General features: G+C 59.9%; 19 protein-coding genes. 8 read left to right on the forward strand and 11 right to left on the reverse strand.

The window, feature by feature from the left end:
- Positions 1 to 6: 6 nt before the first annotated feature.
- Genes B472_RS01590 through B472_RS01600 form a run of 3 tightly spaced genes read right to left on the reverse strand, consistent with a single transcriptional unit; the run spans position 7 to position 2,134 of the window.
- Positions 7 to 738, reverse strand: coding sequence for a nitroreductase (locus tag B472_RS01590; protein ID WP_019428077.1), 732 nt, complete (start codon positions 736 to 738; stop codon positions 7 to 9).
- Positions 735 to 1,199 carry a thioesterase family protein gene (locus B472_RS01595; protein WP_019428078.1) on the reverse strand — a complete coding sequence of 155 codons (465 nt, stop codon included), beginning with the start codon at positions 1,197 to 1,199 and terminating at the stop codon, positions 735 to 737. The genes B472_RS01590 and B472_RS01595 overlap by 4 nt, the downstream gene beginning before the upstream one ends.
- Positions 1,196 to 2,134 carry a histone deacetylase gene (locus B472_RS01600; protein WP_019428079.1) on the reverse strand — a complete coding sequence of 313 codons (939 nt, stop codon included), beginning with the start codon at positions 2,132 to 2,134 and terminating at the stop codon, positions 1,196 to 1,198. Before B472_RS01600 ends, B472_RS01595 begins: the two co-directional genes overlap by 4 nt.
- A gap of 186 nt (positions 2,135 to 2,320) precedes the next feature.
- Here B472_RS01600 and B472_RS01605 point away from each other — a divergent pair, with 186 nt between their 5' ends.
- Positions 2,321 to 2,863: a phasin family protein gene (locus B472_RS01605; RefSeq protein WP_026039758.1), complete on the forward strand. Its 543-nt coding sequence runs from the start codon at positions 2,321 to 2,323 to the stop codon at positions 2,861 to 2,863.
- Between the two features lie 131 nt (positions 2,864 to 2,994).
- On the opposite strand, the gene B472_RS01610 is transcribed toward B472_RS01605, so the two are convergent.
- Positions 2,995 to 3,861 carry a patatin-like phospholipase family protein gene (locus B472_RS01610; RefSeq protein ID WP_050995486.1) on the reverse strand — a complete coding sequence of 289 codons (867 nt, stop codon included), beginning with the start codon at positions 3,859 to 3,861 and terminating at the stop codon, positions 2,995 to 2,997.
- 173 nt (positions 3,862 to 4,034) lie between these two features.
- On the opposite strand from B472_RS01610, the gene B472_RS01615 reads away from it, so the two are divergent.
- Positions 4,035 to 5,078: a Fe(3+) ABC transporter substrate-binding protein gene (locus tag B472_RS01615; RefSeq protein WP_019428082.1), complete on the forward strand. Its 1,044-nt coding sequence runs from the start codon at positions 4,035 to 4,037 to the stop codon at positions 5,076 to 5,078.
- Between the two features lie 24 nt (positions 5,079 to 5,102).
- Here B472_RS01615 and ahpF read toward each other — a convergent pair whose 3' ends face one another.
- From ahpF to cfa, 4 genes are all read right to left on the reverse strand, one after another.
- Complete coding sequence (ahpF, locus tag B472_RS01620) at positions 5,103 to 6,704, reverse strand: alkyl hydroperoxide reductase subunit F (RefSeq protein ID WP_019428083.1); 1,602 nt, start codon at positions 6,702 to 6,704, stop codon at positions 5,103 to 5,105.
- Positions 6,705 to 6,877: 173 nt separating this feature from the next.
- Entirely contained in the window at positions 6,878 to 7,444 is a 567-nt protein-coding gene (gene ahpC / locus B472_RS01625; protein ID WP_019428084.1) for an alkyl hydroperoxide reductase subunit C, read from the reverse strand.
- A gap of 167 nt (positions 7,445 to 7,611) precedes the next feature.
- Entirely contained in the window at positions 7,612 to 8,052 is a 441-nt protein-coding gene (locus tag B472_RS01630; protein WP_019428085.1) for a DUF423 domain-containing protein, read from the reverse strand.
- Positions 8,053 to 8,136: 84 nt separating this feature from the next.
- Positions 8,137 to 9,312, reverse strand: coding sequence for a cyclopropane fatty acyl phospholipid synthase (cfa, locus tag B472_RS01635; RefSeq protein ID WP_019428086.1), 1,176 nt, complete (start codon positions 9,310 to 9,312; stop codon positions 8,137 to 8,139).
- A gap of 15 nt (positions 9,313 to 9,327) precedes the next feature.
- On the opposite strand from cfa, the gene B472_RS17405 reads away from it, so the two are divergent.
- Both B472_RS17405 and B472_RS01640 read left to right on the forward strand, forming a co-directional pair.
- Positions 9,328 to 9,456: a hypothetical protein gene (locus tag B472_RS17405; RefSeq protein WP_255418397.1), complete on the forward strand. Its 129-nt coding sequence runs from the start codon at positions 9,328 to 9,330 to the stop codon at positions 9,454 to 9,456.
- Between the two features lie 74 nt (positions 9,457 to 9,530).
- Positions 9,531 to 10,289 carry a 3-hydroxyacyl-CoA dehydrogenase gene (locus B472_RS01640; protein WP_019428087.1) on the forward strand — a complete coding sequence of 253 codons (759 nt, stop codon included), beginning with the start codon at positions 9,531 to 9,533 and terminating at the stop codon, positions 10,287 to 10,289.
- Between the two features lie 84 nt (positions 10,290 to 10,373).
- Here the strand turns inward: B472_RS01640 and B472_RS01645 are convergent, their stop codons facing one another.
- Both B472_RS01645 and B472_RS01650 read right to left on the reverse strand, forming a co-directional pair.
- The gene (locus tag B472_RS01645) at positions 10,374 to 10,679 is read right to left on the reverse strand and encodes a HigA family addiction module antitoxin (RefSeq protein ID WP_019428088.1); all 306 of its coding nucleotides are present in this window, start codon (positions 10,677 to 10,679) and stop codon (positions 10,374 to 10,376) included.
- A gap of 10 nt (positions 10,680 to 10,689) precedes the next feature.
- On the reverse strand, positions 10,690 to 10,968 hold the full coding sequence (locus B472_RS01650) for a type II toxin-antitoxin system RelE/ParE family toxin (protein ID WP_019428089.1): 279 nt from the start codon (positions 10,966 to 10,968) through the stop codon (positions 10,690 to 10,692).
- 214 nt (positions 10,969 to 11,182) lie between these two features.
- On the opposite strand from B472_RS01650, the gene B472_RS01655 reads away from it, so the two are divergent.
- Positions 11,183 to 13,009, forward strand: a complete 1,827-nt coding sequence (locus B472_RS01655) for a gamma-glutamyltransferase family protein (protein ID WP_019428090.1) — start codon at positions 11,183 to 11,185, stop codon at positions 13,007 to 13,009.
- Between the two features lie 102 nt (positions 13,010 to 13,111).
- Entirely contained in the window at positions 13,112 to 14,128 is a 1,017-nt protein-coding gene (locus B472_RS01660) for a tripartite tricarboxylate transporter substrate binding protein (protein ID WP_019428091.1), read from the forward strand.
- 93 nt (positions 14,129 to 14,221) lie between these two features.
- Here B472_RS01660 and acs read toward each other — a convergent pair whose 3' ends face one another.
- The gene (gene acs / locus B472_RS01665; RefSeq protein ID WP_019428092.1) at positions 14,222 to 16,183 is read right to left on the reverse strand and encodes an acetate--CoA ligase; all 1,962 of its coding nucleotides are present in this window, start codon (positions 16,181 to 16,183) and stop codon (positions 14,222 to 14,224) included.
- A 178-nt stretch (positions 16,184 to 16,361) separates the two neighbouring features.
- On the opposite strand from acs, the gene B472_RS01670 reads away from it, so the two are divergent.
- Complete coding sequence (locus B472_RS01670) at positions 16,362 to 16,958, forward strand: TIGR00645 family protein (RefSeq protein ID WP_040506081.1); 597 nt, start codon at positions 16,362 to 16,364, stop codon at positions 16,956 to 16,958.
- A gap of 37 nt (positions 16,959 to 16,995) precedes the next feature.
- Complete coding sequence (locus B472_RS01675; RefSeq protein ID WP_019428094.1) at positions 16,996 to 18,549, forward strand: fumarate hydratase; 1,554 nt, start codon at positions 16,996 to 16,998, stop codon at positions 18,547 to 18,549.
- Positions 18,550 to 18,551: the final 2 nt, after the last annotated feature.

Consider the following 18,551-nt stretch of genomic DNA (forward strand, 5'->3'; position numbering starts at 1 on the left):
AGCGCGTCAGTCCACCCAGTGGGTGAAATCTTGGGCCGGCACGCGCGTGGTCTCAAACGTATTGACCAAGGCCGACTCGTCGGCATAGCCCAGCGACATGCCGCAAACCACCATTTCGTTGTCACCCGCTCCGACCAGCGGCAAGATGATTTTGGAAAAACCGTTCCATGCCGCTTGCGGGCAGGTGTGCAGGCCCCGCGAGCGCGCGGCCACCATGATGCTTTGCAAGAACATGCCGTAGTCGAGCAAACTGCCTCTGCCCATGACCTTGTCGATGGTGAACATCAGGCCCACAGGTGCGTCGAAAAAACGGAAGTTTTTCTGGTGCTGCGCGTGCATCAAAGCCTTGTCGCCTTTGCCAATGCCCAGCACGCCATACAAACCAAAACCGCACTCGCGGCGGCGGTCGATGTAGGGGCTGACCCATTTTTCAGGGTAGTAGTCATAGGCCTCGGCATAGTCAACCGCCAGCGCGGGGTTGGCGCTGATGGCGTCGTGTGCGGCACAGGTCTTGGCCACCAACTCGTCGCGTTTGGCGCCTTGCAGCACATACACCTTCCAGGGCTGGGTGTTGGTGCCGCTGGGTGAGCGGGCAGCAATGCCCAGCACCTCTTGCAACACAGCGCGGTCCACCGGCTTTTGCAAATAAGCGCGGGCCGAAAAGCGACTCAGAATGGCCGCGTCCACACTGGCGGGGTCGTTCACGCGGGTGCTGACTTGGGGTCCGGTGGTTTTCATGTCAATGTCTCCAAAAATGCTTTAAGTGGGGCCGGCAAGGGAACGGGGCGGCGCGTCTCACGGTCCACGTACACATGCACAAAGTGGCCACGGGCGGCGGTCAGGTCTTCACCTTGGGCGAACAGGCCCACCTCGTAGCGCACACTCGAGGTGCCCAGTTTGGCCACGCGGATGCCTGCGTCGATGGTTTGCGGAAAAGCCAAGGGTGCGAAATAGAAACACTGGGTTTCGACCACCAAGCCAATGGTGGTGCCCGCGTGAATATCCAGCACACCCTGCTCGATCAGGGTGGCATTCACGGCGGTGTCAAACCAGCTGTAGTAGACGACGTTGTTCACATGGCCATACACGTCGTTGTCCATCCAGCGGGTGCTGATGGCGCGAAAAGCTTTGTAGCGGTGGCGTGCGTCAGGCTGGGCCTTGGCGGGCACTGATGCAGGGGGAGTTACAGGGGTGTTCATCGCCCGCGATTGTGCCAGCCTTGCCACAGGCGCCAATAGGCCAAGGCCACTTCCCAAGTCTGCATTTGCACCTGCACCGTGGTCTCGATGTCGTGGCCATAGCCGCCGCCCATGCACATGACCACCGGCAGCCTGCGATGCCAGGCCCAGTCCATCACCACCCGATCGCGCGCCTGCATGCCATCCATTGTCAGTTTGAGGCGGCCCAAACGGTCACCCTCATGCGGGTCGGCCCCGGCCAGGTAAATGACCAACTGCGGATCAAAGCGGTCTTGCAGCGTTTGCAAGGCCTGGTGCAGCGCCGCCAGATAGGGCTCGTCGGTGCAGCCATCCGGCAGGCCCACATCCAGGTCGCTGGCCTCTTTGCGAAAGGGAAAGTTCTTCTCGCCATGCATCGACAGGGTGAACACGCTGGGGTCGTTGGCAAACACATGGGCCGTGCCATTGCCTTGGTGCACGTCCAGGTCAATCACCGCCACTTTCAAGGGTTGGCGGTGGTGCCGCCAGGCTTCGGCTTGCATCAGGCGGGCCGTCACCGCGATGTCGTTGAACACACAAAAGCCACCGCCCTTGAACGCATAAGCATGGTGCGTGCCGCCAGCCAGGTTGCCCGCCACACCTTGGGCCAAGGCATCACGGGCAGCAGCCACGGTCGCGCCCACCGATCGCCTGGCCCGCTCGGCCATGGCCGGGCTCCAGGGAAAACCGATCTCGCGCTGCAAGGCGGGCTCCAAAGTCCCGTGGCGCACACCCTGTATGTACGCGGGCGTGTGCACCAGCGCCAACTCACCATCGCTGGCACAAGGCGCCTCACGCATGAGCACCCCGGGCAGCTCTTGCGTGAGCCGGTCGCGCAGTCGGCTGTACTTGCGCATCGGAAAGCGATGGCCCTCGGGCAAAGGCAGGACAAAGTGGTCGGCGTAATAAGCGTGCATGGATTGATTCAGAGCAATGCGATTCTAGAAAACTCTCTCTAAACTGAGCCAATAACCGGTCCATGCCCTTGTAAGAGACCATCGAAACCCTATACTTCAAACCATGCTGCACTGCAACAAAGTTGTATGACCCCGGTCAGTTTCGGCGCAGTCTTCTTGAAATCAAACCCTTATTTGGAGCCCCTCATGATGACACCCGAACAAATCGTCGCCTCACACAAAGCCAACGTTGAAACCCTGTTTGGCCTGACTGCCAAAGCCTTTGAAGGCGTTGAAAAACTGGTCGAGTTGAACCTCAGCGCAGCCAAAGCCGCCTTGGACGAGTCTGCACACAGCACGCAAGCTGTTCTGAGCGTCAAAGACGCCCAAGAGCTGCTGGCCATGCAAGCCAACCTGTTCCAGCCCTTGGCTGAAAAAACCGCCGCATACAGCCGCCACCTCTACGACATCGCATCGGGCACAGGCAGCGAGTTCACCAAAGCTTTTGAAAACCAATCGGTCGCTGCCCAAAAGCAATTCAGCACCTTGGTGGAAACCGCCACACAAAACGCGCCCGCTGGTTCTGAGCAAGCCGTGGCCATGATGAAGGGTGCAGTCACCGCCGCCAACACCGCCTACGAGTCGGTGCAAAAAGCGGTCAAGCAAGCCACCGACATGGCCGAATCCAACATCGCCGCTGTGGCCCAATCGGTCACTGCAGCAGCCCCCAAAGCCGCCAAGAAGAAGTAATTCAAGGCTGTTCAAGTCCACTTGACTTGAACCATCCTTTGCAAGTTGTCTCCTCGGATCCTTTTGAATTTCGTCTGGGAAACAGGGATCCCTTCAAGGGCTGATCGCAAGATCAGCCCTTTTTTTGTGCTTCAGCGCCCCGCTTCAAACGCTGCCATTCGGGCTTTGAGTCCCGGTAGAGCCTCACGCATGGCGGCCCTGCCCGCTTCAATAGAGCGCATGCGGGCGCTGAAGTCAGCGCTTTTGACCCCCGTCAGAGCCGGCCTGACCACCCAATCGGCTTCTTTGAGGGCCAGTTGGTTGATGCTCTTGCCCATGATGGCAAAGGTCTGCATGAGGATCTGGAACGTGTCGCCAGACGGGTTGCCTTCAGGATCGCTGGAAATATCGACCGCGATCACAAAGTTGGCCCCCATCTCACGGGTCTGACGCACAGGCACAGGGGCCACCAAACCCCCATCCACGTATTCACGATCGGCCACGCGCACCGGCTGAAAAACCCCAGGCACCGCGCTCGAAGCCCGCACCGCAGCGCCGGTGTTGCCCCGCCGGAATGTGATGGCATCGCCGTTGCCCAAGTCGGTGGCCACAATGCCCACGGGGATCCTCATTTGCTCCAGCGTTCGTCCGCCCACTTGGGTGTTCACATAGCGCGCCAAGGCTTCGCCGCGCAAAGCGCCTCGGTTCAAGATGGGCAGCATCCAATCGGTGATCTCGGCTTCTTGCATGCTTTCAGCAACGCGGATCAGCTCAGCGGGTGTCTTGCCACTGGCATACAAAGCGGCCACCAAACTGCCTGCAGAAGTCCCCACTAAATAAGCAGGTCGCAGACCGGCCTCCTCGAGCACCTGGATCACGCCCACATGTGCGAATCCCCGGGCGGCGCCACCGCCCAGTGCCAAGCCCAAACGCAACTCTTTGCGCTCCACACCTGGCAAGGCCACGACCGTGGGCGTTGTGGGCGGCAAACTGGTGCAAGCGGCCAAAACCACCGCCATGGCCAACAGCGCCAAACGCCCTCCCCACGTCGTCAAGTCTCTGCCCGATCGCTGGCAATGCGGCCTGTTTTTTTCACGATGATCCCTTGAAGCCATTTTTCTCTCAAATCTTGTTGATAATGATTCGCATTTGGATTAAACTCTGTCCAACCTAACCCACCCCGACCGAAACCATGCATTTCACACGATCCATTCTGAGCTTGGCTTGCCTGATGACTGCCGCGTCCAGCATGGCCCAAGACAAAGTCTTGAACATCTATTCAGCACGCCATTACCCCAGTGACGAGGTCATGTACAGCGAATTCACCAAAGCCACGGGCATCAAAATCAACCGAGTGGACGCTGACGATGCCGGTATTCTCGCCCGTCTCAAGGCCGAGGGTGCCGCCTCCCCTGCCGACGTGATTTTGCTGGTCGATGCAGCGCGTTTGTGGCGCGCCGAGGTCGATGGTCTTTTCTTGCCCATCAAATCCAAAGTCTTGGAAGACGCCATCCCCGCCCACTTGCGCGCCAAACCTGCCGACAACGGCGGCACGGCTTGGTTTGGCCTGTCCACCCGCGCACGCGTGGTGGTCTATGACAAGGCCAAATTCAACAAAGCCGATCTGGACAGCTACGAAAAACTGGCCGATCCCAAGTTCAAAGGCAGCTTGTGCATCCGCAGCGGCTCGCACCCCTACAACCTGAGTCTTTTTGGGGCTCTGACCGAGCACCTGGGACCGCAAAACACCGAGGTTTGGCTCAAAGGCTTGGTGGCCAACATGGCCCGCAGCCCCAAGGGCGGCGACACCGACCAGATCAGGGGCGTGGCTTCGGGTGAGTGCGGCGTGGCCGTCACCAACACCTATTACCTGGCCAGGATGATGCGCTCGCCCAATCCTGCAGACAAAGCCGTGGCTGAAAAAGTCGGTGTGGTGTTTCCCAACCAAAGCAGTTGGGGCACCCACATGAACGTGGCCGGTGGCGCGGTGGCACGCCACGCCAAAAACAGCGGCAACGCGGTGCAGTTTTTGGAGTATTTGGCCAGCCCCGCCGCCCAAAACCACTTTGCCAACGGCAACAACGAATGGCCAGCGTCCAGGGGCGTCAGTTTTGACAACCCGGCCCTGAAAGCCATGACCGGTGGCAGCTTCAAAAGCGAATTGCTCCCGATCAGCGCCGTGGGCATGAACCAGATCAAGGTGCAACAGATGCTGGACCGGGTGGGCTTCAAATAAGCCCAAGCGGCCAGACGGGCCAGATTACAAAACTGCGTGCGCTGGTGTTGGGGTGTCACTCAGCGGCAAAGCAGGCAAACGGATCAGGTGGTCAAAAGCGCTCAAGGCGGCCTTGGCACCCTCGCCTGCGGCGATCACGATCTGCTTGTACGGCACGGTGGTGCAATCACCCGCCGCAAAAACGCCGGCCACATTGGTATGGCCCTTGGCATCCACCACGATCTCGCCGAACTTGCTCAACTCCAAAGTGCCTTTGAGGAACTCGGTGTTGGGCACCAGGCCGATTTGGACGAACACCCCTTCGAGTTCCACCCAGTGGTCATCCCCCGTGGTGCGGTCTTTGTAACGAATGCCATTGACCTTGCCGTCTGCACCCGTGATTTCGGTGGTCTGGGCGTGGGTGTGGATGCGCACGTTGGGCAGGCTCTTGAGCTTGCTGACCAGCACGGCGTCCGCCTTGAGCTGGTCGGCAAACTCAAACACCGTGACATGCGCCACGATGCCCGCCAAGTCAATTGCCGCTTCGATGCCGGAGTTGCCACCGCCAATGACCGCAGTGCGCTTGCCCTTGAACAAGGGGCCGTCGCAGTGCGGGCAATAGGCCACGCCTTTGTTCTTGTACTCGGCTTCACCGGGCACGTTCACATTGCGCCACCGGGCCCCGGTGGAGAGGATGACCGAGCGGGCTTTCAAAGAGCCACCATGGCCCATTTGCACCTCAATCAGGCCACCTGGCTCAGTCGCCGGGATGATCTTTTCGGCACGTTGCAAATTCATGATGTCCACCTCGTAGTGGCGCACTTGGGCTTCCAGAGCTGCCGCAAACTTGGGGCCGTCGGTCTCCAGCACCGAGATGTAGTTCTCAATGGCCATGGTGTCGTTGGTCTGGCCGCCAAAACGCTCGGCGGCCACGCCCACGCGGATGCCTTTGCGGGCCGCGTACACGGCTGCAGCGGCACCGGCTGGGCCACCGCCCACGATCAACACGTCAAACGGGTCTTTGGCGCTGAGCTTGGCCGCGTCGCGTTCACCGGCGTTGGTGTCGAGTTTGGCCACGATTTCCTCGACCGACATGCGGCCCGAGCCGAACACTTGGCCATTCAGGAAGACCATGGGCACCGCCATGATCTGGCGCTCTTCGACCTCTTTCTGAAAGGCGCCGCCTTCGATCACCACGGTGTTGACCTGCGGATTGACGATGGCCATGAGCGACAAAGCCTGAACCACATCAGGGCAGTTGTGGCAGCTCAGCGACATGTAGACCTCGAAGTTGAAGTTGCCTTCCAGCGCCTTGATGCTGTCAATGACGTCGGCCTCGACCTTGGGCGGGTGGCCACCCGTCCACAGCAGCGCCAACACCAGCGAGGTGAACTCGTGGCCCAAAGGCAAACCCGCAAAACGCACGCCTTGCGTTTGACCTTCACGCGCCACCACAAAAGACGGCTTGCGGGCATCGTTGCCAGTGGTGTCCAAACTGACTTTGTCCGACAGGCCCACGATGGTGTCCAGCAGGTTCTTCATGTCGACGCCCGTCTCGCTGTCGTCCAGCGACGCCATCAGGCGAATCGGCTGACGCAGCAAGCCAAGGTATTGCTGAAGTTGGGCTTTGAGGGTGTCGTCGAGCATGGTGATCTCCGGTTTAAAGGGGGCAGTGAACTTGAACCCGCACTTGTGGCGCAGGCCAGGGAACAGGGGGAATTGGGGGAAATTTGGGGGGGGAATACGTTGAGCGCAAGGCAGGCAGGCTTGTGGCCCGCATGCGCTGAACTCAGCGCCCTGACCAGCAGGGCACCCGAGATTTAGATCTTGCCGACCAGGTCGATGGAAGGGGCCAAAGTCTTGGCGCCTTCTTTCCACTTGGCGGGGCACACTTGGCCGGGGTTGGCGGCGGTGTACTGAGCGGCTTTGAGCTTGCGCAGGGTCTCGGACACGTCACGAGCGATCTCGTTGGAGTGCACTTCGGCCGTCTTGATCTTGCCTTCGGGGTTGATGATGAAGGTGCCGCGCAAGGCCAGGCCTTCTTCTTCGATGTGCACGCCAAAAGCGCGTGTCAGGGCGTGTGTAGGATCACCAACCAAGGGGAACTTGGCCTTGCCCACGGCAGGCGATGTCTCGTGCCAGACTTTGTGCGAGAAGTGGGTGTCGGTGGTCACGATGTAGACCTCAGCACCGGCTTTTTGGAACTCGGCGTAGTTGTCGGCCGCGTCTTCGATTTCTGTGGGGCAGTTGAAGGTGAAAGCGGCGGGCATGAAAATCAGCACGGACCACTCGCCCTTGAGGGTTTCGTTGGACACTTGCACAAACTTGCCGTTGTGGAAAGCCTGGGTTTTGAAAGGCTGGACTTGGGTATTGATCAAAGAGGACATGGTGTTTCCTAAGGGTGGTTTAAAAAAACTATCGAATGAGGTAACTCATTGGTCGCAATCATAATGCAGCCTAGGGTTTCTACTCATGAGTAGTTTTTATGGCCCCGATAGGAAAAACCTTTGGACCCACCCCATCCTGCTTGGGGCGGACCGTTTTGATGGGCGAATCAAGCCTGTGGGGGCTGTGACCTGCTCCAAAAACCCAGCGCCAAGCTCAGCCAAGCCAGGATCCAAGCCATGCCGCCCCACGGCACCAGGGGGCGCAAGGCATCCCAAGCGAACACATGGCGGGCATACAGGTTGAAGCTGAACAACAACAAACCGACGATCATGAGCCAACCCGCCGCCTGCAGCCAGCGCGATGCGCCGCAGACCCGCAACGCCAGCCCCGTGAGCACCAAACCCAGCGAATGAAATTGTTGCTGGCTCAAAGCGGTTTGCACCGCCGTGGGCACGCCCTCGGCAAACACCGGCAGATGCGCAAACGCAGCGCTGAACACCACACTGGCGCAAGCGCTGATGGCCCCCACCGCCAAAAACCACCGGGCCGAGAGCGGCCAGATTTGGGTCGAGACAATAGAGGCAAAAGCAGAGTACGGGCTGGGCATGGGGGAGGCTGGGCGCAAGGCCAAAAAAGGGACCTGCGCATTGGAGCACGTTTGTCAGCCCCGTGAACCATCCACAAAGAACGCTTACATCAGCGGTCTGCGGTAACCCCCAGCCCGCCCACCGGGCGACAGCACCACCTGCCACAACTGGTTGTCGCGGGCCCGAAATGTGCCTGCACAACACAGCAGGTAATAGCGCCACATGCGGTAAAAACGTTCGCCATAGCGGTCCTGAAGTAAGGGCCATGCGGCTTCGAAACGCGCATGCCAAGCCAACAGCGTCTTGTCGTAGTCCTCGCCCAAGTTGTGCCAATCCTCCATGACGAAATCCTCTTCGCTGTAGAAGGCGATTTCAGAGGCCGAAGGCAGCACGCCATTGGGAAAGATGTATTTTTCAATCCACGGATCAATGCTCGCCCCTGCCCGGTTTTTGCCAATGGTGTGCAGCAAAAACAAACCCTCATCGCGCACGCTGCGGCGCGCCATCTCAAAGTACGCGCGGTAGTTTTTGTGCCCCACATGCTCAAACATGCCAATGGAGGCCACCCGGTCAAAGCGCTGCTCACCATAGGGGTTGAACTGCCGATAATCGACCAGCTCAAAACGCACGGGCAAGTCTTGCGCCTTTTGGGTGCCCAGCCGGGCTTGCTCTTTGGAGATGGTCAGACCCACGCACTGCACTCGGTAATGTCGGGCTGCATGCAACATCAAGCTGCCCCAGCCGCAACCGATGTCCAGCAGCGACATGCCCGGCTGGAGTTGCAGCTTTTGGCATATCAAATCAAGCTTGGCCTCTTGCGCCTGCGCCAGGGTTTGGGCCAAGGGCCAATAAGCGCAGCTGTAGGCCATGGACGGGTCGAGCATGGCTTCGTACAAATCGTTGCCCATGTCGTAGTGCATTTCGCCCACCTGCCAGGCCCGGTGGGGAGATTGCAAATTGGTCAGCCGAGCCTTGAGCGACGCCCACAGCCACCCGGCCCGGCCAACCTGCTCGTCCAAGCGCGCCCGCAAAATCCGGGTGATGAACTCGTCCACTTGGTCGCAATCCCACCAGCCATCCATGTAACTTTCGCCCAAGCCCAAACTGCCGCGCGTCAAGATGCGGTCAAAGGTGTCAGGGTGGTGCACCCGCATGTCCCAAGGCCTGCCGCCCCCGACACGGATATCGGCCGTGGCCAGCAACTCGCTGGCGCGCCGCCAGTTGTTGTCCGTGCGCACCAAAACGGTTTCATTCTTGTCCCCATTGAGCGCTGAAACCATCCTGCTCTCCTGTTCATGAACCCTTCCGGACCGCTCGCCCTCGGTGGTGTCCATGCTAAGCACCACCTCGGCCTGGATCCATCCCTCAAAGCCGGTAGCCCCGTACCGTATTCGGGTTACGGCTTGGTGCCATGGCCCGATTGAATGGGGTCCGGTTGGCCAGTCCATCTGTGCATAATTGACGTTGACGTAACGTCAATCAAATTCAGGAGTTGAACATGGACATTCAAGGCAAAGTTTTCATCGTCACCGGCGGCGCATCGGGCTTGGGCGAAGGCACGGCACGCATGCTGGCGGCCAACGGCGGCAAAGTGGTCATCGCCGACATGCAGGCCGAAAAAGGCGAGGCCATCGCCAAAGAATTGGGCGGCGCCTTTGTCAAGTGCGATGTCAGCAACGAAACCGATGGCCAAGCCGTGGTGGCACAGGCCGTGTCCATGGGCAAGCTGGTGGGTTTGGTCAACTGCGCGGGCATTGCCCCGGCTGAAAAGACCGTGGGCAAAAACGGCGCGCACAACCTGGCCGTTTACACCAAGACCATCATGGTCAACCTGGTGGGCACCTTCAACATGATCCGCCTGGCCTCTGAAGCCATGAGCAAAAACGAACCCGAAGCCACGGGCGAGCGCGGCGTGCTGATCAGCACAGCCAGCGTGGCCGCCTATGACGGTCAGATCGGTCAGGCCGCTTATGCGGCATCCAAAGGCGGCGTGGTCGGCATGACCTTGCCCATTGCCCGCGACCTCTCGCGCAACGGCATCCGCAACATGACCATTGCCCCCGGCATCTTCGGCACCCCCATGCTGTTTGGCATGCCGCAAGAAGTGCAAGACGCGCTGGCTGCTGGCGTGCCCTTCCCCAGCCGCTTGGGTACACCGCAGGATTACGCCAAATTGGCCAAACACATCATCGAAAACGACATGCTCAACGGCGAGGTGATTCGTCTGGACGGCGCGATCCGCTTGGCGCCGAAGTGAGCTGAAGACTTCTCTTTGCCCAAACAACAACAGGCCCCGAGGGGCCTGTTGTTGTTTGTAAATGATGGGCTATCGTTCGACAAATCATCCCGCCGCCAAACCGTCTGGCAATGGCATGCGCCCAATGGGTGGGCGCTCTTTGGCCCGCTCCGTGGCTTTCCACAAATCACTCTGGGCTTGCAAAGCCAGCCAATACCCTGGATTCGTGCCCAAAGCCTCTGAGAGCCTCACGTCCATGTCGGCCGACACCGCCGCATGGCCATGCAGCACCCGGGACAGCATCACACGGCTGATGCCCAAATGACCTGCAAAAGCGGTCACGCTCGTGTTCAAGTCTTCCAGCCACCCTGCCAGCATTTCACCGGGGTGGAGCGGGTTGTGCATCTTCATGGTTTGCCTTTCAGTGGTAGTCCAAATAATCCAGCAATTCAACGTCTTGCCCCACAAACCTGAAGGTCAAGCGCCAATTGGCTTGCACCGTCACAGCATGAAAACCGGACCGGTCTCCCGTCAAAACATGCAAACGCCATGACGGGCGATTCAAATCAGCCGGGCCTTGCGCCACGTTCAGCGCGGTGAGCAATTCACGCAAACGCTGGGCATGAATGGCCTGAATGCCAGACATGCGCCCCGTCTTGAAATAAAGCTCAAGACCTTTGTGTCGGATGCTCAGGATCATAAACTGTAAATCATGACTTTACGAATAAACCCAAACTGGCGTTCACCTGATGGCTGATCGGATCAACGCCTCGAAGCAAAATTCAAATTTGACGAGGCCATTATGAATACATTGATACCCACTATTGGCCTGTAAACCTTGACAAAATTCTTGCCATCGGATCACTGGGTGTTGACCTCCAATGCCGCTAGCATGCTGAGAAGAGTTACGACACATGAACACACACTTACCTTGGAGCCTGATCGTGCTGACGCTGTTGAGCGCCTGCGCGTCCGGGCCCACATCACCAACACCCGCCAACGCTTTGCGCTACAGCGTGCCAAATCTTGCCGTTCAACCCGAAGCGGCCAGTGGCCGCAGCGCCAAACCCGGCTGGGCCTTCTCGCGCCAGGCCGTGGCCGCCGCCAACCCGCTGGCCACCGATGCGGGGCACCAGGTGCTTCGCGCAGGCGGCTCGGCGCTGGATGCCGCCATTGCCGTGCAAATGGTGTTGGGCCTGGTGGAGCCGCAGTCGAGCGGCATTGGCGGCGGCGCGTTTTTGTTGCACTTTGATGGCCAAAAAGTCACGGCGCACGACGGGCGCGAAACCGCCCCTGCTGGCGCACGCGGCGACATGTTCATGGACCAGGGCAAACCGCTGCCGTTTGACGAAGCCGTACAAAGCGGGCATTCGGTGGGTGTGCCCGGCGTGGTGCGCATGCTGGAGGCAGCGCACCGGCAACACGGCCGCTTGCCTTGGGCGCAGCTGTTGGCGCCCGCCATCACGCTGGCCGAGCAAGGCTTTCGGGTCAGCCCCCGCTTGCACACCCTGCTACAAGCCGACCCGCACCTGAGAAAAGACCCGCTGGCTTTGCGTTTTTTCTACAACGCCCAAGGGCAAGCTTGGCCCGTGGGCCATGTGCTGCGCAACCCCGAATACGCCCATGTGCTCAGACGCATTGCCACAGAGGGCAGCCGCGCCCTGCACGAAGGACCAGTGGCCCAGGCCATGGTGGCTCGCACAGCGCAAGCACCCCGCCCCGGCACCTTGAGCCTGCAAGACTTGGCGAGTTATCAGCCCAAGGAAAGACAAGCCTTGTGCTTTGACCACCCGGCGCCTGCACGCGAGGTCCGCGTCTGCGGCTTTCCGCCGCCATCGTCTGGGCACATCGCCATCGGGCAAATCTTGGGGCTGCTGACCCACACCCAGCCGCAGGGCCCGGAGCTGGTGGGGGGTTTGCCCTCGCCCGATTTTTTGCACCGCTACACCGAGGCCTCGCGCCTGGCTTTTGCCGACCGGGCGCAATACCTGGCCGACCCGGATTTTGTGCCGGCCCCGGGCGGCGACTGGCGCAGCCTGCTGGCCCCTGATTACCTGCGCCAACGCAGCCAACTCATTGGCCACCAGTCCATGAAAGTGGCCAAGCCCGGACAACCGGGCACCTCCCAAAGCAGCTTTGCGCCCATGCCCACCCAGACCGAGTACGGCACCAGCCACATCAGCGTGATCGATGCACAAGGCCGCGCCGTGGCCATGACCAGCACCATCGAAGCCGCCTTCGGCGCGCGCCGCATGGTGAGCACCGACCCCGCGCGCCAAGGCGGTTTTTTGCTCAACAACGAGTTGACCGACTTCAGCTTGTCCCCCTCAGATGCGCAGGGCCGCCCGATCGCCAACCGCGTCGAGCCCGGCAAGCGCCCGCGCTCTTCGATGTCACCCACCCTGGTGTTTGACAAAGCCACAGGCCAACTGCTCATGAGCGCTGGCAGCCCGGGTGGTGCCTTCATCATCCATTACACGGCCAAGCTGCTCAGGGGCAGCTTGCACTGGGGGCTGAACGCCCAACAAGCCATCAACCTGCCCAACTTCGGCACGCTGAACGGCCCCACCCTGCTCGAAGCCCAGGGCTTTGACAGCGCCACCATCGACGCGCTCAAAGCCCGTGGCCACGACGTGGTGCAGATCGACATGACCAGCGGCCTGCAAGCGATTGAACGCACACCCAAGGGTTGGTTTGGCGGTGCCGACCCCCGGCGCGAAGGCGTGGTGATGGGCGATTGAACAAGCGCCAAGAGGCGTGGCCCCTTGCCAGTCACGCAAGCGACCGAGCGCAGGCAAGGCTGAAGGTTTCCCCCCTTGCCGGATGCGCCGTCTTGCTTTTCAATGGGTTCACCCATTTGTAAAAAGGAGACCGGTTTGAAATCCCAAGACGCGTCACGACGCACTTTTGTACAGGCCACTGCCGCCGCTGCGGTCACGGTGGCCTTTCCATCGCTGGCCCAAGCCCAGGCTTTCCCGGCCAGGCCCATCAAACTGATCTGCCCCTGGCCTGCAGGCGGCTCGACGGATGCCGTGATGCGCGCCTTGGCAGAAAGCGCCACCAAAGCGTTGGGCGTGCAAGTGGTCATCGAAAACAAACCCGGTGCCAGCGGCATGCTCGGCCCCAATGAGCTGGTGCGGGCCCAGCCCGACGGCTACACCCTGTCGCAAATCACCATCGGCGTCGCGCGTTTGCCGCACATGCAAAAAATGCAGTTCGACCCGCTCAAAGACTTCACCTACATCGCCTGCCTGACCGGCTACACCTTTGGCGTGGTGGTGCGGGCCGACTCGCCCATCAAGTCGATTGCTGACCTGGTGGCTTTTGCCCGTGCCAACCCGGGCAAGTTCACCTATGGCTCCACAGGCAACGGCACCACACCGCACCTGGCGTTTGCCGAATTTGCCAGCAAAGCCAAGATCGACGTCACCCACGTGCCCTTCAAAGGCAGCGCCGATGGCGTGCAAGCGGTGTTGGGCGGCCATGTCATGTCACACAGCGACGCCACCGGCTGGGCCCCACAGGTCGAAGCCGGCACCATGCGCCTGCTGGCCACCTACGGCAGCAAACGCACCAAGCGCTGGCCCAACGTGCCCACGCTCAACGAGTTGGGTTTCGACACCGTGTCTGACTCGCCCTTTGGCATCGGCGGCCCCAAGGGCATGGACCCGGCCGTGGTCAAACGCCTGCACGACGCTTTCAGAAGCACGCTGCAAGATCCGGCCGTGCTGGCCAGCTTCGACAAATACGACCAGTCGGTGATCTACATGGGCACCGAGGAATACACCCGGTTCATCAACAACATGTTCCAGTCCGAAAAAGCGACCATCGAGCGATTGGGCTTGGCCATGAAATCCTGACACGGGTCAGCACCATGACAAAAGGCAGCCAAGGCTGCCTTTTGTTTTGCACCGCTGTCAAGGGCCCAAAAGCCCTTGGCAGATCGACCCAGATCAGTAAGCCTGGCCGAGCTGACCCAAGATGGCGGGGTTCTCGAGGGTCGAGATGTCCTGCGTGATCTCTTCGCCCTTGGCCAAGGAGCGCAGCAGTCGGCGCATGATCTTGCCCGAACGTGTCTTGGGCAGGTTTTCACCGAAGCGGATGTCCTTGGGTTTGGCGATCGGGCCGATTTCTTTGGCGATGTGATCGCGCAGTTGCTTGGCAATGGCTTTGCCTTCATCGGTGTTGGGCAAGGAGCGCTTGAGCACCACGAAGGCGCAAATGGCCTCACCGGTGGTGTCATCGGGGCGGCCCACCACGGCGGCTTCGGCCACCAACTCGGTGCAGCTGACCAAGGCCGATTCGATTTCCATGGTGCCCATGCGGTGACCCGACACGTTCAGCACGTCATCGATGCGGCCGGTGATGGTGAAGTAACCGGTTTTCTCATCACGGATCGAACCGTCGCCTGCCAAGTAATACTTGCCCTTGAAGTCTTCAGGGTAGTAGCTTTTCTTGAAGCGCTCAGGGTCGCCCCAGATCGTGCGGATCATGGAAGGCCAGGGGCGCTTGACCACCAAAATACCCCCTTGACCATTGGGCATGTCTTTGCCGGTTTCGTCCACGATGGCCGCTTGGATACCCGGGAAAGGCAAGGTGCAAGAACCAGGCACCATGGGCGTGGCACCCGGCAAAGGCGTGATCATGTGGCCACCGGTTTCGGTCTGCCAGAAGGTGTCGACGATGGGGCAATTGCCGCCGCCGACATGCTTGTGGTACCACTCCCAAGCCGCAGGGTTGATCGGCTCGCCAACCGAGCCCAACAGGCGCAGGCTCGACAAGTTGTAGCTCTTGGGGTGCACAGCGTCGTTGGCTTCCGCGGCCTTGATGAGCGAGCGGATGGCGGTGGGCGCGGTATAGAAAATGGTGGCTTTGTGGTCCTGGATCATCTTCCAGAAGCGGCCAGCGTCAGGGTAGGTGGGCACGCCTTCGAACACGATTTCGGTGCCGCCCAAGGCCAAGGGGCCGTAGGTGATGTAGGTGTGGCCCGTCACCCAGCCGATGTCGGCTGTACACCAGAACACGTCGTCCGCCTTCAAGTCAAAGGTCCACTTGGTGGTCAGGGCTGCGTGCAGCAAATAGCCACCGGTGCTGTGTTGAACACCTTTGGGTTTGCCTGTGGAGCCCGAGGTGTAGAGCAAGAACAGGGGGTGCTCGGCACCGACCCACTCGGGCTCGCAGGTGGTGGCTTGCTGGTCGGCCAGCTCGGCCATCCATTGGTCACGACCAGCGGTCATGGCGATGTCAGCGCCCGAGCGCTTGACGACCAACACGTTTTTGATGGAGCCGCACCCCCCCAAATTGATGGCGTCGTCCACGATGGACTTGAGGGGCAGCAATTTGCCACCGCGAACTTGGTTGTCGGCCGTGATCACGGCCACTGCGCCGGTGTCTTCAATGCGGTCGCGCAGCGATTGCGCCGAAAATCCGCCGAACACCACCGAGTGGGTGGCGCCGATGCGGGCGCAGGCCTGCATCGCAGCCACGCCCTCGACGGACATCGAGATGTAGATGACAACACGGTCACCCTTTTTGATGCCCAGGCTCTTCAAGGCATTGGCGTATTGGCAGGTCTTGGCCAACAACTGGCTGTAAGTGACCTTGCTCACTTCGCCGCCGTCGGCTTCAAAAATGATGGCGGTCTTGTTACCCAAGCCTTTTTCGACATTGCGGTCCAGGCAGTTGTAGGACGCGTTCAAAGTGCCGTCTTCGAACCACTTGAAGTAAGGCGCGTTGGATTCGTCCAGCACTTTGGTGAAAGGGGTTTTCCAGGTGATCAGCTCTTTCGCCAGACGAGCCCAATAGCCTTCGTAATCGGCTTCGGCTTCTTTGCAAAGCGCCTCATAGGCGGGCATGCCCGAGATATGGGCGTTTTTGACGAAATCGGCGCTTGGCTGATAAATGGGGGTGCTCATGGCGGCTGTCTCCTTTGTAACTGGTCAAATTTTAAACTGGGGCAAATGTCGTTCGTCGCTCTTACAAAGCACTGACTGACATCAAACTTGCACATCCGCACGCTCAGATACAGGCTCTTGAGCCTAAAATTGCGGGTTGCACAAAGCTGCGCTTTGTGAATTTCAAACTTGGAAAATCATGCCACGCCCCATCGTCAAATCCTCGATTACCCAGATCAACAGCTTTATTTTTGCCAGCCGCTGGCTGCAATTGCCGCTGTACTTGGGCTTGATCGCAGCGCAAGCCGTCTATGTCTTTCACTTTTGGGTCGAATTGGTTCATTTGCTGGAAGCCGCTTTTGGCAGCCAAACAGCCCTGCAAGCCCTGATTGGCAGCATTGGCTACAAAACCGATGCCCCCATCACGGGGCTGAATGAAGTGGTCATCATGCTGGTCGTGTTGGGCCTGATTGACGTGGTCATGATCTCCAACCTCTTGATCATGGTGATTGTGGGTGGCTACGAGACCTTTGTCTCGCGCCTGAACCTCGAAGGCCACCCCGACCAACCCGAATGGCTGGACCATGTGAACGCCTCGGTGCTCAAAGTCAAGCTGGCCACGGCCATCATCGGCATCAGCTCCATCCATTTACTCAAGACCTTCATCAACGCCGCCAACTACACGGAACAAGTCTTGATGTGGCAAACCATCATCCACATCGCTTTCTTGTTCAGCGCCATCGCCATCGCCTATGCAGACCGCCTGATGTCTCACCACCAAAAAGCCGACCACTGATCTCGTTTTCCTTTGAATACCCACTGACACACGCACCATGACCACCTTGATTAAACAAGCCGACCTGATCGAATCCGTCGCCGCCGCCCTGCAGTACATCAGCTACTACCACCCAGCAGACTTCATCTCTCACTTGGCCAGCGCCTATGCGCGTGAGCAAAGCCCTGCCGCCAAGGACGCGATTGCGCAAATTTTGACCAACAGCAAAATGAGCGCCATTGGCCACCGTCCGATTTGCCAGGACACCGGCATCGTCAACGTGTTCCTGGAAGTCGGCATGGACGTGAAATTTGACGGCTTCACGGGCAGCTTGGAAGACGCCATCAACGAAGGCGTGCGCCGGGGTTACAACCAGTCTGACAACATGCTGCGCGCATCTGTCGTTTCTGACCCCCACTTCAACCGCAAGAACACCAAGGACAACACCCCTGCCGTGATCTTCACCAAGATCGTGCCGGGCCACCATGTTCATGTGACTGTGGCGGCCAAAGGCGGCGGCAGCGAGAACAAGTCCAAGTTGAGCATGCTCAACCCTGGCGACAGCATCGTGGATTGGGTTTTGAAAACCGTGCCCACCATGGGTGCAGGTTGGTGCCCACCGGGCATGTTGGGCATTGGCATTGGCGGCACCGCCGAAAAAGCCGTGCTCTTGGCCAAAGAAAGCCTGATGGACGACCTGGACATGTACCAGTTGCTCGAAAAATCCAGCAAGGGCGAGAAGCTCGACCAGGTGGAAGAAATGCGACTGGAGCTGTACCACAAGGTCAACGCCCTGGGCATTGGCGCGCAGGGCCTTGGGGGCCTGACGACCGTGCTCGACGTGAAGATCAAGATGTACCCCACACACGCGGCCGGCAAACCCGTGGCCATGATCCCCAACTGCGCGGCCACCCGTCACGCGCACTTTGTGCTCGACGGTTCCGGCCCCAGCTACCTCGAGGCGCCTTCACTCGACCTCTGGCCCAATGTCAACTGGACGGCCGACACTGAGAAAAGCAAACGCGTCGACCTGAACGCCTTGACACCCACCGAAGTGGCCAGCTGGAAACCCGGCCAAACGCTCTTGCTCAACGGCAAGATGCTCACCGGCCGTGACGCCGCACACAAACGCATCCAGGACATACTGGCCAAGGGCGAAAAGCTGCCCGTGGACTTCACCAACCGGGTGATTTACTACGTGGGTCCGGTCGACCCTGTGGGCGACGAGGCCGTGGGCCCCGCCGGCCCCACCACCGCCACCCGCATGGACGGCTTCACCGAGATGATGCTGGCTCAAACCGGCCTGATCGCCATGATCGGCAAAGCCGAGCGCGGCCCCATCGCCATCGAAGCCATCAAAAAGCACAAGTCGGCCTACCTGATGGCTGTGGGCGGCGCGGCTTACCTCGTGTCCAAAGCCATCAAACACGCCAAGGTCGTGGGCTTTGCGGACATGGGCATGGAAGCCATCTACGAGTTCGACGTGGTCGATATGCCTGTCACGGTCGCGGTCGATGCGGGCGGCACCAGTGCCCACACCACCGGCCCCGCCGAATGGCAAAAGCGCATCGCCACCGGCGAGTTCAAAGGCATTGGCGTCAACGCCGGCTGAAC

The sequence above is a fragment of the Limnohabitans sp. Rim28 genome (assembly GCF_000293865.2).
Classification (GTDB): domain Bacteria; phylum Pseudomonadota; class Gammaproteobacteria; order Burkholderiales; family Burkholderiaceae_C; genus Limnohabitans_A.